Genomic DNA, 16052 nt, shown 5'->3' on the forward strand with positions numbered 1-16052 from the left:
AGCAAGCTTCACTACTACAGCCAAATTTAACACCGTGAATAAAATTAACCTGTAGACGCACAACTTGTTGGCGTGACGGGCACAAAGCCCGTAAAAAGTAATTTTTTCACAAAGAGGTTAAGAGATGCTGCGCTTTTAGAGGTAGTAATAAGGCTAAGCCTGTCAATAAAGCATGACTTGTGTTTTCTCATTTACTCCTCTTTCACTTCTCTATGTGAAATAAATCTTTAAGGTTTTTTTTCCGATGCAACGAATTTATATACCGATACAAAAAAGCGCGATATAAATACCGCGCTCTTAAATCTGCTTTTTACTTGTGAAATTTACTCGCTTTCACTTTCCATAAAACGTTGTAACTGATCTTTTAAGTTTGGCGGAATACCTTTAATTACAAGCGTGTCCGTTGCCTCGTTGTAAGTTACGCGCTCACCTAAGTGTTTACGTTCAAAGCTTACACTCACACCACCACCAAGACCTGAGAACTTAACCATGCTGGTTACGGTTTTCTTATCAACAGGGAAAGTTTCTTCTAAGTCATAGCTTTGTTCTTTACAAAAACTATCAAACGGGCTGTCATCGCCTTTTGTAAGCGTTGCAGATAGCTCGCTTACGCTGGCATCTTCACCAGTTGTCACACAGTCATTACAGTAGTCAAAAACTTGTTTACGTAAATCGTCTTTTTCTGATTTATCAAATTTTTGCTCAGATAAATAATCCTCTACTGCGCTAAGCATTACTTGGCTTTGCTGTTTTGAATCAATACCCTCTTCACAACCTAAAAAGTCTAAGAAAAAGTCAGCAACTTTACGTCCAGCTCGCCCTTTGATAAATGAAATATAACGGTTGTCGTCAGCTTGTGTATCCCACGCTGTTAAATCGATACGAGCAGCAAGTTGCATGCGTGATATGTCTAAATGACGAGAAGCGGCTAAATCAAGCTCTGAGGTCATAGAATAATGCTCTTTGATGTTAATCATCGCAATTAGCATGTAATCAGTTGCAACGTACTGGTAATGACAAAATACTAAATAGCCTGTTTCACTAAATGCATACTTATCAAGCTCTTCTTTTAAAACCGTTGAGGCTTGCTCGGTCATATGCCAAAAGCCTAACTCATCATTACGGTAACTTTGCATTGCAGATGCTACAACACTGTTTTTGTCACCACTGAAAGCACAATAACCTTTACCAGGTTTACCATTGTATGCATGATGTAATTGTTCGATAAAAACGGCTACTTTATCGTTAATTACCATCTCATCATTTCGAAGGTGAATTTGCGTATCGTCGTCTTTTTTGTCTACATAGTGAACGACTAATTTTTTAACGTCTGTTGTCATCTTTGTTTTTCACGCCTCTAGTGTTAAAATACGAGAATATAACTATTTTATTGAACCAACTAATGCCAATCTTATCAAAATACTCTAATGAAGAAGTAGAACAAATCGTCGATCAGCTTATTGATGTGCTAACTAAACACAATGCGCCGGTTGATTTAAGTCTTATGTGTTTAGGAAATTCTATCACGCATATCTTAAAAGAGCATGTACCAACAGGGAAAAGACAAGCTGTAACCGAGAACTTTGCAAAAGCGCTCGCGCAGTCGGTTAAATAAAATTTATGAATTTATCGCAGCACAATCAATTTTCATCAAAAGCGAGTCAGCTGCTAAGTTGGGGGCATTGGTTTACCTTTGCCAATATCGGCTTAGCCCTACTTATTAGCTTAAGCTATTTATTTGCAGACTCGCCACCTACAAGCTTTTTAGGCATTACCTATATGCTAGTTACTTGGCTAAGCCACACTAGTTTTATAGCCTTTTTAGCGTTTGTGCTGACGGTATTTCCGCTTAGTTTAATATTCCCCTACCCACGACACATTCGTGGCATGGCCGCTGTAATAGCCACTGTAGGCGCATCATTGCTTACTCTTGATGCTTATGTGTATGTTAATTTAGGTTATCACCTAAGTATATCTGCCTTACCTGAGATCATTTCATTGTTGTGGCATCGTTTAACAAGCTCTCCTGCTTTAACAACCATTTTAGCCAGTGGTATTGTTGTTGTTATTTTAGGCTTTCAGCTACTTGTTAGTAATTACACATGGCACCACCTTGAGCGTTTAAAGCAATATAAATTTGCACGTTACGCAATTTCTTTTTTAATCGTGTGTTTTTCGCTTAGCCACAGTATTCATATTTGGGCTGACGCCAATTTAAACTTTGACGTAACAAAACAAGATAATGTTTTGCCACTTTCATACCCTACTACCGCTAAAAGCTTGTTAGCTAAAAATGATCTGCTAGATATAGAAAGCTACGAGCAAGCACACAACGTAAAAATTAATAACCAAAATATTAGTTATCAAATGCCAAGCCCGCTTGAAAAATGCGAGGACTACACACAAGCCAATGTAGATATATTTGTATTTGAAACTCAACAACAACTCGAAAAGTTTGTTGCCGAGAATAAAAACATGCACAAAACAGAGCAGTTTTTACAGCCAACAAATCATGACGATACGTTATTTAGCTTAGTGTATGGTTTACCCGCTTTTTATAAAGCAGCAATTTTAACCGAGCAGACACTCCCAGTTTGGCAAAGTCAGCGCCGTAGCATTGAAGTAACTGACATTGAAGAACTAAGCTTTATTAATGATCAAGCACATAGCTCTAGTGCTATTCGAGTAATTAAAGCGAGTGATACCCCTACTGTTCGAGATGATGAAACACAGGTTTTTGCTTTTAGTCTTGCCAATAACAAGCAAGAAGTAGTAACCACCTCAACTTTATACAGCTCTGACAAACGTATTTCTAAGGTAGATGGGCTAATTCAACCTAGCGATTTAATTGCAACAAGCGTTGGGCAATATTTAAATTGCAAAGCTATTGCCAAGCAAACAATGCTAGGCGTTAATCTATACAAGAAAAAAGACGATATGGGCGTGAACTACTCTCAGGGTGTTGTTATAGCCTATAAAAAAGATAGGATTACCTTAATAGATTCAGATGGTAACTTTAAAAACATTTCCGCCGCTGAAGGTTTTTCTATTGAACAAGGTTTAGATATACCATTTTTAGTACAGAGTATTAAAAAGCTCAAAACCTTTACCCAATAACAGTTATCCTAACCTAGCTTGATATACCACCAAGCTAGGTTATAGTTTTATATTGTTGTTAGATATAAAAACCAAGGATGACATGTATGTTTAAAACTTCTCGTTATATTCTCCATTCTAGCTTTTTACTTATCAGTTTTTTTAGCTTTAGCGATACCACTTACTACAAATGTGTAACAGAAAAAGGCACTGTCTTTTCTCAACTCCCCTGTGACGACGAAGCAACGACTTATAAAGTTAACACAACGGGTAATCAGTATTCTGGTCCTAAGGTTGACTACACTAAACAACTAAACGAACTTGAGCGTGAAAGGCTTCTATCTGGCTTACAGGCAGAGCTTCGCAGTAATAACCATAAACTAACAATACTTGATCGTAATAAAGAGCGTGCTGAATACAAACAACAAGAGCGGTTAAATCATATCTTAGCCATTGATGATAAAAAGCGTATTACTAAAGACATTACTAAAAAACTAAAAATAATTAATAAAACATATAAGAAAAACGTATCGGCTGTGACTAAACAAATTAAAATTCTCGAAAAAAAGATAGCTCAATTCCAATAAGTTACTCTTAGTTAGTAAGTAACATTTATCTTGGTTTTAAACTTAAAATAACATACCCTTAACACAATAGAGTATAAACTCTAGGGACTTTTAAGGAGTGCAAATGCAACCTCGCCATATTGCTGAATTAATTTTAACGGGTTTTAAAAGGCACTATCAGTTATTTCAAAAAACAACAGCCAAAGCCCCTCTTGCCTTTGCAAAAAAAGATTGGCAAGCAATTAATGATATCAGCCGTTTGCGTATCAGCTATTATGATGATCGTGTTAACGAAACCACGCAAGCGCTAAAAAAAGAAACCCCAACCGAACAACTCGATGAAAGCCTATGGCTTGAAGTTAAAAAGATATACCAGCATTTTTTATGTTTTCATCCCCAAGCAGAGCTCGCAGAAACTTTTTATAACTCTGTATTTTGCCGGCTGTACCATAGGCGCTATTTTCATAATGACTTTATATTTGTAGAAGCAACCTTAAAAGATGCTCCTTCAGTGCCTGTAGAGGCAGAATATAGAACATACTTTCCTGTAGTTGATGGCCTCAAACCAACAATAAAACGCATTATTAATCATTTTGATTTTAAAGCCCCATTTGTAAATTTAGAGCGTGATATCCGCCTCCTTGTTAAAGCTTTTTATAAACAAGCACCCGATACACATCACCAACCTTGGCAAATGCGCTTTGATATTTTACACACACCTTTTTATCGTAATAAAGCAGCCTATATTGTTGGTCGTGTTGTTTCAAAAAGTGGGGTTCAGCCCTTTATAATCGCTGTATTACACGATGAAGATAACGGATTATATTTAGATGCACTTTTAACTAAGTCATCTCAAATGCGTGTTATTTTTGGCTTTGCCCGCGCCTACTTTATGGTAGAGACTCACGCACCTTCAGCACTTGTCCGGTTTTTAAATCAACTTATGCCAAACAAAACACTTGCTGAGCTCTATAATGCAGTGGGTTTTCATAAACAGGGGAAAACTGAGTTTTACCGAGAGTTTTTAAATCACTTATCTCACTCTAGTGATGAGTTTACAATTGCACCGGGGACTCCCGGTATGGTGATGATGGTATTTACCCTTCCCTCATTTGGTTATGTTTTTAAAGTAATAAAAGACAAATTTGGTGAGAGTAAACCCTTTGGCCGTGATACCGTATTAAAGCGTTATCAACTCGTAAAAAACCATGATCGCGTTGGCAGAATGGCCGATACCATAGAGTATTCTAACGTCGTATTTCCTTTAGCGCGTTTTGATAGTAATTTACTTGCGCAATTACATAAAACAATTGGCTCATCAATGGTAATTGAGGGCGATTGGTTGATCATCAAGCACTTGTATATTGAACGGCGAATGACACCTCTTAACTTGTTTTTAGAAAATGCTGATGAAGAAAGTGCTGCCGACGCGATTGAAGAATATGGGCAAGCCCTAAAAGAAATGATTGCTGTTAATATATTCCCTGGTGATATGCTCTTAAAAAACTTTGGTGTAAGTAAGCACAAACGTATTATTTTTTACGATTACGATGAAGTCCAATATCTAACCGATATGAACTTTAGAGCATTACCAAAAGCAAAGAGCTATGACGACTATTTAATGGATGAACAAAGTTACTCTGTTGCACCACAGGACGTATTTCCTGAGCAACTTTGTACATTTGTAATGCCAAACCCTATGTATAAAAAGTTTTTACTCAGCACTCACCCAGAGCTTATAGATGTTAGCTTTTGGAAGCAGGCACAACAAAATATAAAAAATGGTCAGGTAAGTCATATTTACCCATACCCGACAGCACAGCGCTTTATTCACCACTGGTAAGCGCTAAAGGACACACACAATGAATATAAGCAAAATAGATTTAAATTTACTCGTTTACCTCGATACATTGCTGCGAGAATGCAACGTAACACGCGCTGCTAATCAATTGAGTATAACGCAACCTGCAATGAGTAATGGCCTTAAACGTCTTCGTAACTTATTTAACGACCCTATTTTAGTTCGTACCAGCGATGGTATGGTACCTACCGAGCGTGCTTTGGAGTTACAACCCGTTATTCGTGGCATTTTAATGACCCTTGAAGAAACTCTAGCACCTAATCGAGAATTTGAGGCAAGCCAAAGTAAGCGTGTGTTTAGAATAATGGCCAGTGATTACGCTGCAAGTACATTAGCACCAAAGCTTTTAAGTAAATTGCACGAAGAAGCCCCCGATACTACTTTAGATATACTCACACCAAGTGATGTCACCTTTCATGATGTAGAAAACGGTAAAGTAGATATGGCAATCAACCGTTTTGAAAACTTACCGCAGTCTTTTCATCATAAACGTATTTGGAAAGATAGTTTTTGCTGCTTAGTAAAAGCCGATAACCCTATAATTGAAAACTTTAGCCTCGACAGCTATTTAAAAGCACGCCATATATGGGTGAGTAAAACAGGTTTTGGTGTAGGTGTGGGCATGGACCCTAAAGATGTGCAAAAACTTGGCTGGGTTGACGAAGCACTTGCTCACTTTGGTAAGCATCGTAATATTGCCACTTTTACGCGTAACTACCATGTAGCAATTCATTTAGCTAAAGAGAAAAATTTGATTGCGACCCTTCCTTCAAAAGCCGCAAATATATATTTAGATGATCCGGGGCTTAAAATTTTAGAGCCACCATTTCCAATTCCTCCTTTTGAGCTTGATATGATTTGGAGCCCACTGTTACATCGCGATGCGAGTCACATTTGGTTACGTCAAAAAGTAGCTGAAGTAGCTGAAGAGCTAAAATAACTTTATTACACAATATAATGTAAAAATTGCTAGGTTAATTTTTTGCCTGTTAACTTAGCACCCTACTGAGATGAAATTAAACCAATAAAATCAAATGACTACATAACCATTGAAACGTGGAACATACATTGCTTTTATTAAATTGAACTATACATTCATTTAATTAAAGAGGTCATTATGAACACCCATCAAGGATCAGAAGTAAATCATATTACTGACATCATTCAAGTTATGAACAGCGGCATCGATTTTTATCAAAAAGCACAGGAAAAAGTTGAAGACCCTGCTATTGGTGCACTTTTTCAGCGTATGATAGATGCCCGAAAAGTGAGTGTTGAGCGCTTGCAGCCATATGCAATTAATGAAAAAGGCGAACGCGAAGATGGCTCATCTTTCGCAGTTGAAGCACGACGTGCGTACACAGCCCTATTGACTACTTTCACCTCACACAACGACAGCACGTATGTAAAAGAGCTTGAAGAGGTAGAAGATAAAACCCTTGAAGAAATTAAAGCAGCAATGGATAAACCGCAACCAGCTGACTGCGAAGCTGCACTGGCTAAAACATTATTAACAATGCAAAGCTGCCATGCAGAAATGAGCCGTATGCAAAAGCATTAAGCTTACATAGCGCATAACTAGAACCCAGCCTCGAGCTGGGTTTTTTATTACCTCTAATACCAACCTACATAGTTTTTTAAGCAATTTAACAAATTGAATTACATTATAACGATGCTAAATAGACCCATTTTTAAGCAGATCGGTATAAACACCACCTTATTTCGCCACATTTTAAATACATAATTAGTACAAATATTTAATGTTATTAGAATATTTATTTAACCACGCTTTATTTTTGCTGTGCTAATTTTGTTAATAGGTACCTAAAACCTTGCTGTGGCGCCGCAGCATTTAATTAAAAATAAGGTCCAATATGAAAAAACTAACCAAACTACAAAATAATGCTGATGTAGATATGACCCCGATGTTAGACATAGTGTTCATATTACTAATTTTCTTTATTGTAACTACATCTTTTGTAAAACCTGTGGCTATTGAATTAAACCGACCACTCGACAGCCCTCAAATAGATAAGCCTGTTAAAAATGCTTTATTTAGAATTGATGAAAGTAACGGAGTATATTTTTCTGGGAGGTTAATTGATTTAGAGCAAGTTGCGACTAACTTAGCTATGTTCGCGGCTAAATATGAAATAAGTTCGGTACTTATAACCGCAGACGAAAACAGTACACATAATACTTTAATGAATGTAATGAATAATATTAAGCAATACGATGATTATCCAATAAGTTTGATTTCTAAATAAAATCAGCCCAAGCTAAAACCAAAAAAAGGGCCTTACGGCCCTTTGAGTTAAATAACAAAAGGGAGGTTATTAATTAAAAACGGTATTCTGCACCTACGTAGTAGTAAGCACCGTTAAATCCAAACGGAGCCGAACGACGTGAGTAGTCAAACACACCTGAGCTACTTATTACTGTGTTGCCACTAGCATCCACAATAGTACCTGAGCGAGAGTTACCTATTTCATTTTTATCTGGGTAAACATCGAACAAGTTATTTGCACCAATATTTACTGATAAATCTTCAGTAACGAAGTAGTTAACTTTAACGTCAGTTAAAATTTCTGCGCCATACGTTTGACGACCGCCATCTTCTACTGTGTATTCACCAAAACGATTAAGTGACAGGTTAACAGTCCAATCATCACGTTGATAAAGCGCACTTAAGTTAATACGGTCCTCTGGTTGCCACTCTTCTATAATAGAGATGTCTTCAGCTGAGAATATATCTTCTACTTTTACTGTCTCAAGGCTTGAGCCAGCAGGAGAGAACAACGATACAACATCTGTTTTGGTAAAGTTAGCTGCAAGTGTAAAATCAAGCGTGCCGCCTAAACCTTCAGTGTTCCACGTTGCTACAAAATCAACACCACGAGTTTCTGTATCAGCACCATTTAAGAAAAACTGCCCTACGCCAGCACCTGCACTATTTAGTGCTGCATCAAGGCTTGTAGATAACCCTTTACCTAAGCGATCACTAATTACAATACGGTCGTCAATATCAATCGAGTAGTAATCAACGGTTACATTAATATTATCGGTAACGTTATACACAATACCTAAACTACGGTTTTGTGATTTTTCTTCTTTAAGTTTTGGAATACCTAAACTTTGCGCAAGTGTTGAATCATTTCTAAATGTACCAACTTCTTCTGCAACTAAATTCCCATTAGTATCAACAACAAATTGTGTGCTTACGTTATTAAAGTAAAGCTGCTGCATTGAAGGCGCTCTAAATCCTGAGCTTAATGCACCACGTAATGAAATATCGTCGGTAATAGACCAGTTACCAGCAAGTTTAAAGTTTACTGTATCGCCAAAACCTTTGTAGTTATCGTAGCGAAGTGCTCCAGATAAAATCACATCTTCAATTACATAAGATTCTGCATCTACGTAAAATGAAATTACATCACGTGACTCATCCACTGAAGACGCAGGTGATGAACCACCAAAACCTTGTGAACCACCCGATGCATCTTCAGAGCCAACACCGCCACTTAAACCGCTGTAAATACTTACACCATTTAGTGTGTCGTAATCGCGGTACGCATATTCATTACCTTCTAAAATACGGTATTCGTCAGTACGTATTTCAGCACCCATCGCTAACGAATAATCATCAAAGTTTTGTGTAAAATCAATATTGATTGTTTGCAATGATAATTCCATGCCGTAAGCGTACGCTTCACGTGGAATAGTTGTACGAATATCAGCTGCACTTAAACCTTGGTCATAACGTAAAAAGTTAGCGTATGAGGCATTGATAGTGTCACTTGTAGTGTAATCAATACTGTTCTCGCCATAGGTGTAAGATAAATCAAGGCTTGCATCGTTATCAAATTCAGTTTTATAACCAAAGTTGTACGAGATATCATCGATAGTTGTGTTGATTTTTGGTAAGAAACCTAGCGGAATCGTCGCATCGTTATCTTGTAGTACTGGGTTACCACCTGCATTTGCATTATGACGGAAAAATGCAGCCGACTCATTTTCACGTGTTGAGTAAGTAATAAAGCCGTAAAGCTCGCCATCACCTAACTCGTAACCGGTATTAATTGTTAAACCAAACTGCTGAGAGTCAGCATCACCAATTCTAAAGGTATCACGATCGGCTGTCAGCTCACGCGGATCGCCAGCAAGTAAAGTGCCGTCACTTAGTTCTGTACAACCATAAAACTGACAAGAGCCATGTAAACCGGCACGGTTAGTCGGTGCACGGTCACGGTAATTGATAGTTGTATTTAAATAACCGTCATCACCTAGCGCAAAGCCTTTATTAAAATCAAGGTTAATGGTTTCGCCATCGCCTTCAGAATATTGACCGTAGTTAATAGCCGCTTTACCACCTTCGCTACCATCTTTGAGCACAATATTAATAACACCTGCAATTGCATCAGAACCATACTGAGCAGCAGCGCCATCACGTAATACTTCAATGCGTTTAATTGCAGAAGCTGGAATTGCATTCATGTCAGTACCTGCGGTACCACGCCCAACAGAGCCATTAATATGAATAATACTTGCTTGATGACGACGTTTGCCGTTAATTAACACCAATGTTTGATCGGGGCCCAAACCGCGAAGTGTCGCAGGTCTTAAAGCATCTGTACCATCACTAATTGCAGAGCTTGAAAAGTTAAATGAAGGGGCGATAGACTGAAGCATACGACCAACTTCTGTTTGGCCCGTATTTTCAAGCGCTTCTGCACTTAGGATATCTACTGGAACGGGTAAATCTTCAACTGAACGTCCTGCTACACGGCTACCGACAATAGCAATTTTTTCAATTTTTTCTTGAGCGACTTCTTCTGCTGCGTTTACACCTTGCGAATTTACTGCAAGTAAAGCTGGTAATACTGCTGCACTGACCGCTGAAAGCTTCATCATGTTGTTATCATTCCTGTTGATTTGTTTGAGTTTTATACTCAGTAAACCATTTTGATCAACAACCGCATCGAGCTCAGTCCCACCTAATAATGCCTCTAGAGCATCTAGCTGAGTGTAAAATCCATAAACTGAATTTGCGTCATACTGCTTTGCCAACTCATAAGAAAACACCACGGTTTGCTCTGTTTGTTTAGCATATTCAATTAAGGCTTTGTCTGCTCGCTGCGCTTTTATATCAAATTGCACCATTTGCCCAGTGGTTTGTGTTGCTGCTTGTACACTTAAACTAAAAATAGCCGGTGCAAGCACACTAAATCCACTCAATAAATGCGTTTGGTTACTGCGCAACTTATATAAACAGCTGACAAACAAAAATCCTCTATGGGTTTGTTTCTTTTTTTTAATGTTTTTTTTACGTTCAATCTTTATTGATGTAACTTTACCTAACATTAGTTTGATTTGCATAACGTCTACTTATGATTCTGTATGGTGTTTTAGCGTTACTACATGCTCACCTAAACGCTCATGATCAATCGAAAAGTTAGTTTGTAAACTTTCTAGTAAACCTTCAACGTCACCGGCTTTAAATACTCCAGCGACTTTAATACTGGCAAGCTCAGCTGATGAAAGCTCAAAACGTGTGGCTGTATAGCGGCTTACTTCATTTAAAGCATCGCTTAGCTCTTCTCCATTAAAAATAAGCATCCCGTTTTGCCATGCCAAATCGCGTTGTACGTCGTTCATTGAAAGCTGCGTAATTGGTTTTGTAACACTTTGCTCAATAACTGCTTTTTCGCCTGAGGTAACAATATTGGCATTAATTTGACGAATTTTTTTCGTGCTATTATCTGCAAGTTGATAATCTTTAAAGTCATTTGCATCAACCGCTACACTTGGATCAGTGATCATCACTTTGCCTTCAGTAACCACCAGTTCTAAATCTGATGAAGTATTGCGTTGTACATTAAATACCGTGCCTAACGCGGTAAAACTTTTATCACCAGCCATAACACTAAACGGACGCGTCGCATCTTTTGCTACATTAAAGCGCCCTTCTCCACGACTAAGTAATAACTGCCTGCGGCCTTTACTATAAGCAACTTCTAGTAAGCTATTAGTATTAAGCTGCACTATGGTGCCGTCTGGCAATACATACGTTGCTTGCTCGCCTACTTTTGTTTTGTAAATTTTAGTGTAATTAACTTTAGCAAGCTCTTGGTTGTAGCCATTTTCTAAGTTAATTAATAAGTAGCTGCATACCATTAACGCTGCAAACAAACTCGCTGCAATTGAGTAAGAAAACATCCACTTGTTTTTTGATGTTTTAGTATTGTTGCGCTGAGGAAATAAATGACTTAATTCGTTTAATACTGAAAGCTCATCCCAAAGCTGAGCAAGCTCGTATATAGAGTCTTGATGTGCAGTGCTTTGCATCATCCATAATTTAAATTGCTCTTTTTCATCATCAGTTAAACCACGATCAATCGCGCTTATCCAATCACATGACTTTTCTAAGATTAAATCTTTTGAATTAAATTGATGAACATTACTCATTCTGCGACCCTCTTAACTGATATAGGATGTGCTTGAGCTTTAAGGTTCGTTTGAGGGCTTTGCTCATGTTCACGCATGTATAACATGGTTTGTAACAATCCTTTGGCAATGTGTTTTTCAACAGTGCTTTGGCTTAACTGCATTTGGTCTGCTATCTCTTTTTGGCTCATACCGTAAACTTTTTTTAATATAAAGCATTTACGAATCGATGAGCTTAGTTGCTCAGTAGCTCTACAAAAAAGTAAAAAACGCTCTTTAGATGTGTATTCGTCTTCGAGCTTCATTGATTTGAGTAATACGGGCAATTCGTTATCGTTTTCTAACGAATCATTAAATTTATTGTCCCACTTAGCTATATGGTTGAGTGCTAGATGTTTTGCTGTTTTTAGCATATAACTGCGGGTAAACTGGATGTCTTGTTTTAAATCAGCTTCATAGCTTTTTACAAAAGTTTCTTGCACAATATCTTCTACATCGTCGGGTTGAACAATGCGCGATACAAAACGTTTGAGCTGTTTAGAAATATCAACAAATGTTGACGTGAACTTTACTTTTTTCGTCATCCTTAACATCCACCTGTTGTTATTTTTATTATTAGGGCGTGTTGGCCTTTCGTGGTTGAATTTGCAGCAGTACGTTTGGTATTTAGGCAAGGCAGAGCCTATGTAGTGTGGTTACTCCCCATAAATAAGTGATAACGCAGCATAAATGCCAAACATGCGCTGCCCGTTGGGTTCTTTCTAGGGACGATTAACTCTTTGTTGCTCGGTTTTGACTTAGCCCGCTAGGTTACAAACCTCGCGCCGCGATTAAATCGTACCTAGATTGAACAAATTTCAATCCACAAAGGTTAACACGCCCCAATAGATTACGAGTTTTTGACATAAAAACAAGCTCAAATGTTAATTCTGGGTTATTTAAATGCATAGGAAGATAAATGAGTAAACTTTTAGATTATATACGACTTAGTTTCTTTGCATTCGGTTTACTACTTGGAGTGCAAATACCTGCATTTGTAAGTGACTTTGGTCAAGCATTATCAGCCCAGTTAATTGAAGCTAATAATGCCGTTGCGCCTTTTAAAAGCGATGCAGCTAAGTATTTCAATAATGATTTAACTAAGCTAATAAAACACTATCAAAATATTGATGATGAAATTGTGAACAAAGGGGCAAGTAATATCAGTACTCTTTACGAGCGACAGCAAGATTTACAGATAGCCGTAAATAGGTTTGAGAAATCTCCGTATATATTTACTATGATCAGTGGCATGAGCGATATAAAGCAACAAGTATGGCAACGCTTTGAAGGTCAAATCATTTTGAAAAAAGACTCTATTATAGCCGCCATTGTTGCAGCCATAATTGTTGCCTTGCTTGCAGAGCTTACTGGTTATTTGTTTTTAATTGGAGTAAAACGCTCATTTAAACGCTTATTCGCAGCTCAAAAATAGTGATTTCATAAAATCATAAAATACATCGGTTTTGCGGGTTGTTAAACTATTTTGCGGACGTAAAAACCAAACCGGTGCATCATCTTGTGCCATTACCCCTGGCATAACTTCAACCAAAATACCGTTTTTAAGATCTTCATTAATCGCTATTTTTGATTTAATAGCAATACCATGACCTGCAATGGCAGCTTGTGTCATATTATCGGAGTTTGAAATAGTAAAACGAGTTTTAGCATTAAAGGTATGTATTTTTTTGTGTTCGTCAAAAAGCTTTAACTGGCGTTGCCACGGCAGGCAAACCCAATAATGCTCACTCAATTGCGTTAAATTTTCAGGCATGCCGTACTTTTCTATATAGCTAGGGGCTGCACACAGTATGCGACTATTGTTTACGATTTTACGAGAAAGTAATCCTGAGTCATTTAATTTTCCCACCCTAATTGCAACATCTTGCGCGTCATCAACCACATTTACAAAATGATCCGTTATTAAAAAATCAAGCTTTAGTTCAGGGTAAGCTTGCTCAAACTCATTGAGTTTAGGCATTACGTATTTTGAAAAAACCCAAGGCGGCATGGTCACGCGTAGTAAACCACTCACCGATGAGCTGCGCGCGCCAATACTATGTTCAGCATCGTGAAGGGCTTCTATTATAGCCCCCACACGCGTATAAAATATTTCACCTGCGGGAGATAACCGTACTCGCCTGCTATCTCTAAAAACAAGTACTGTAGCAAGCTCACGCTCTAGTTTACTTAAGCGATGGCTCACCGTTGCAGGCGATAAACGCTGCTCGCGGGCAGCAGCAAGTACGCCCTTGTTTTCAACTACAGCTATAAATGTTTCTAGGTCGCTTAAATTATACATAAAGATGCCATTGTGCACTTTTCAATGTTTAATATTTTCGAATGAAGCTTTCAGTATTGCAATGTTTATTTAAATATCTAAAACACTATAATTGCAAATAGTCTAATTATTGAGGTTCAATCATGAGTTTAAAAGCGCAAATAGATGCCTATAACGTACAAAAAGATGCCAAATTGCCAGCTGACGTTTTGGCACTAATGAACACTACAAACGAAGAGCTAATTGCACAGCATATAAAAGACAATGCATTGCAAATTGGTCAAAAAGTAGAAAACTTTAGCTTAGCCAACCATAACGGCGAAAACATTGAGCTTGCAGATTTATTAAAAAAAGGCCCGGTAATTATTAGCTTTTACCGTGGTGGCTGGTGCCCATATTGTAATCTAGAACTAAAAGCACTTAACGACTACTTACCACAATTTAAAACTCAAAGTGCTCAGTTAGTCGCAATATCACCACAACTACCTGATGAAACTCTCTCAACTGCACAAAAAAACGACCTTGAATTTGACGTGCTTTGCGATGTGAGCAATAAAGTAGCTGAGCAATTTGGTTTATTGTTTAAACTTGATGAGCGTATTCAAGCGTTATATACACAATTTGGTATTGATTTTGAACACTACTACGGCGATAAAAGCTTTAAATTACCGCTACCGGCCACCTATGTGATAAACCAAGAAGGTGTTATTACATACGCATTTTTAAGCGAAGATTACACCCTACGCGCAGAACCTATTGATGTTATGACAGCACTTGAATCGGAGAATAATTAATGTCTATTTTAAAATCGTTAAAAACACTTACTCTTTCACTACTTGTGGGCACAAGCCTTGTATCTGGTTATGCAGTCGCTGATGAACCAAAAGAACAAGCAAAACCTAAAGTGCTTATTTTTGATGTAAACGAAACCCTACTTGATTTAACGTCAATGCGTACCTCTATTGGTAAAGCGCTAGGCGGACGTGAAGATTTATTACCACTGTGGTTTTCAACTATGCTGCATCATTCATTAGTAGATACAGTAAGCGGTAGTTACCACGACTTTGGGCAAATCGGTGTGGCATCACTCCTTATGGTTGCTCAAAACAACAACATTGATATTACAAGTGAACAAGCTAAAACAGCTATTGTTACGCCTCTTTTAACGCTTCCTCCCCACAGCGATGTTAAAGAAGGACTGGCAAAACTCAAAGCACAGGGCTATAAGTTAGTAAGCCTTACAAACTCTTCAAACAAAGGTGTAAAGGCACAGTTTGAAAGCGCTGGTTTAATGTCTTACTTTGATGCGCGTTACAGCATTGAAGATATTAAAATTTACAAACCAGACTTACGTGCGTATGAGTGGGTACTTAAAAAGCTAAACGTAGCACCAAATGAAGCAATGATGATTGCAGCCCATGGCTGGGATGTTGCTGGTGCAAAAGAAGCAGGCTTACAAACCACTTTTATAGCACGCCCAGGTAAAGCACTTTACCCATTAGCTAAAAAACCAGATCACGTTGTGAAAGATTTACATGAATTAGCCGATCTACTTAAATAAGTACACGCTGATGAATCAATACCCAAGCGGCCAATGTTAGGATGACATTGGCCGCTTTTTTGTAACTACCCCTAAATATCTCTTAGTGTATTTATTATCATAATTAGTATGTTAAAAATTGAATGTAAACAAAGCATTTAGCCCGCTATGCGTTATTTTATCTGCTAGCAATTTAGTACTCACAACGCTACTATTAAATAAATA

Annotated in this window: 15 protein-coding genes; 10 read left to right on the plus strand and 5 right to left on the minus strand. The window is 37.8% G+C overall.

From position 1 onward, the window contains the following. Positions 1-323: 323 nt before the first annotated feature. Entirely contained in the window at positions 324-1340 is a 1017-nt protein-coding gene (yejK, locus tag H5117_RS10685) for a nucleoid-associated protein YejK (RefSeq protein ID WP_182737753.1), read from the minus strand. A 62-nt stretch (positions 1341-1402) separates the two neighbouring features. On the opposite strand from yejK, the gene H5117_RS10690 reads away from it, so the two are divergent. The 7 genes from H5117_RS10690 (at position 1403) to H5117_RS10720 (ending at position 7790) form a co-directional block, all read left to right on the plus strand. Beyond that, positions 1403-1615, plus strand: a complete 213-nt coding sequence (locus H5117_RS10690) for a DUF1414 domain-containing protein (RefSeq protein WP_002961475.1) — start codon at positions 1403-1405, stop codon at positions 1613-1615. A gap of 5 nt (positions 1616-1620) precedes the next feature. Next, positions 1621-3117: a DUF3413 domain-containing protein gene (locus tag H5117_RS10695; RefSeq protein WP_182737757.1), complete on the plus strand. Its 1497-nt coding sequence runs from the start codon at positions 1621-1623 to the stop codon at positions 3115-3117. An 86-nt stretch (positions 3118-3203) separates the two neighbouring features. After that, complete coding sequence (locus H5117_RS10700; protein ID WP_024596961.1) at positions 3204-3683, plus strand: DUF4124 domain-containing protein; 480 nt, start codon at positions 3204-3206, stop codon at positions 3681-3683. A 103-nt stretch (positions 3684-3786) separates the two neighbouring features. After that, on the plus strand, positions 3787-5505 hold the full coding sequence (gene aceK / locus H5117_RS10705) for a bifunctional isocitrate dehydrogenase kinase/phosphatase (protein ID WP_182737768.1): 1719 nt from the start codon (positions 3787-3789) through the stop codon (positions 5503-5505). A 19-nt stretch (positions 5506-5524) separates the two neighbouring features. Continuing rightward, positions 5525-6463, plus strand: a complete 939-nt coding sequence (locus H5117_RS10710; RefSeq protein WP_002961484.1) for a LysR family transcriptional regulator — start codon at positions 5525-5527, stop codon at positions 6461-6463. Positions 6464-6640: 177 nt separating this feature from the next. After that, positions 6641-7084: a PA2169 family four-helix-bundle protein gene (locus H5117_RS10715; protein WP_002961486.1), complete on the plus strand. Its 444-nt coding sequence runs from the start codon at positions 6641-6643 to the stop codon at positions 7082-7084. Positions 7085-7397: 313 nt separating this feature from the next. Then, positions 7398-7790, plus strand: a complete 393-nt coding sequence (locus tag H5117_RS10720) for a biopolymer transporter ExbD (protein WP_182737772.1) — start codon at positions 7398-7400, stop codon at positions 7788-7790. 73 nt (positions 7791-7863) lie between these two features. Here H5117_RS10720 and H5117_RS10725 read toward each other — a convergent pair whose 3' ends face one another. The 3 genes from H5117_RS10725 to H5117_RS10735 are packed head-to-tail and all read right to left on the minus strand — an operon-like array spanning position 7864 to position 12551. Next, entirely contained in the window at positions 7864-10899 is a 3036-nt protein-coding gene (locus tag H5117_RS10725) for a TonB-dependent siderophore receptor (protein WP_182695105.1), read from the minus strand. Positions 10900-10908: 9 nt separating this feature from the next. Beyond that, positions 10909-11988, minus strand: a complete 1080-nt coding sequence (locus H5117_RS10730) for a FecR family protein (protein ID WP_024603563.1) — start codon at positions 11986-11988, stop codon at positions 10909-10911. Further along, positions 11985-12551, minus strand: coding sequence for an RNA polymerase sigma factor (locus tag H5117_RS10735; RefSeq protein ID WP_024597233.1), 567 nt, complete (start codon positions 12549-12551; stop codon positions 11985-11987). Before H5117_RS10735 ends, H5117_RS10730 begins: the two co-directional genes overlap by 4 nt. A 374-nt stretch (positions 12552-12925) precedes the next feature. Between H5117_RS10735 and H5117_RS10740 the strand changes: the two genes are divergently transcribed. Next, the gene (locus H5117_RS10740) at positions 12926-13441 is read left to right on the plus strand and encodes a DUF2937 family protein (RefSeq protein WP_165723945.1); all 516 of its coding nucleotides are present in this window, start codon (positions 12926-12928) and stop codon (positions 13439-13441) included. Here H5117_RS10740 and H5117_RS10745 read toward each other — a convergent pair. Next, the gene (locus H5117_RS10745; RefSeq protein WP_002961497.1) at positions 13421-14308 is read right to left on the minus strand and encodes a LysR family transcriptional regulator; all 888 of its coding nucleotides are present in this window, start codon (positions 14306-14308) and stop codon (positions 13421-13423) included. The genes H5117_RS10740 and H5117_RS10745 overlap by 21 nt on opposite strands. 122 nt (positions 14309-14430) lie before the next feature. Between H5117_RS10745 and H5117_RS10750 the strand changes: the two genes are divergently transcribed. Together H5117_RS10750 and H5117_RS10755 are read left to right on the plus strand one after the other, a co-directional pair. Then, entirely contained in the window at positions 14431-15081 is a 651-nt protein-coding gene (locus tag H5117_RS10750) for a peroxiredoxin-like family protein (protein ID WP_182737776.1), read from the plus strand. After that, positions 15081-15848 (plus strand): haloacid dehalogenase type II, encoded by a 768-nt coding sequence (locus H5117_RS10755; protein ID WP_182737789.1) that lies wholly within the window; start codon positions 15081-15083, stop codon positions 15846-15848. Before H5117_RS10750 ends, H5117_RS10755 begins: the two co-directional genes overlap by 1 nt. Positions 15849-16052: the final 204 nt, after the last annotated feature.

This window comes from Pseudoalteromonas sp. SG45-1, assembly GCF_014164135.1.
Lineage (GTDB): Bacteria > Pseudomonadota > Gammaproteobacteria > Enterobacterales > Alteromonadaceae > Pseudoalteromonas > Pseudoalteromonas distincta.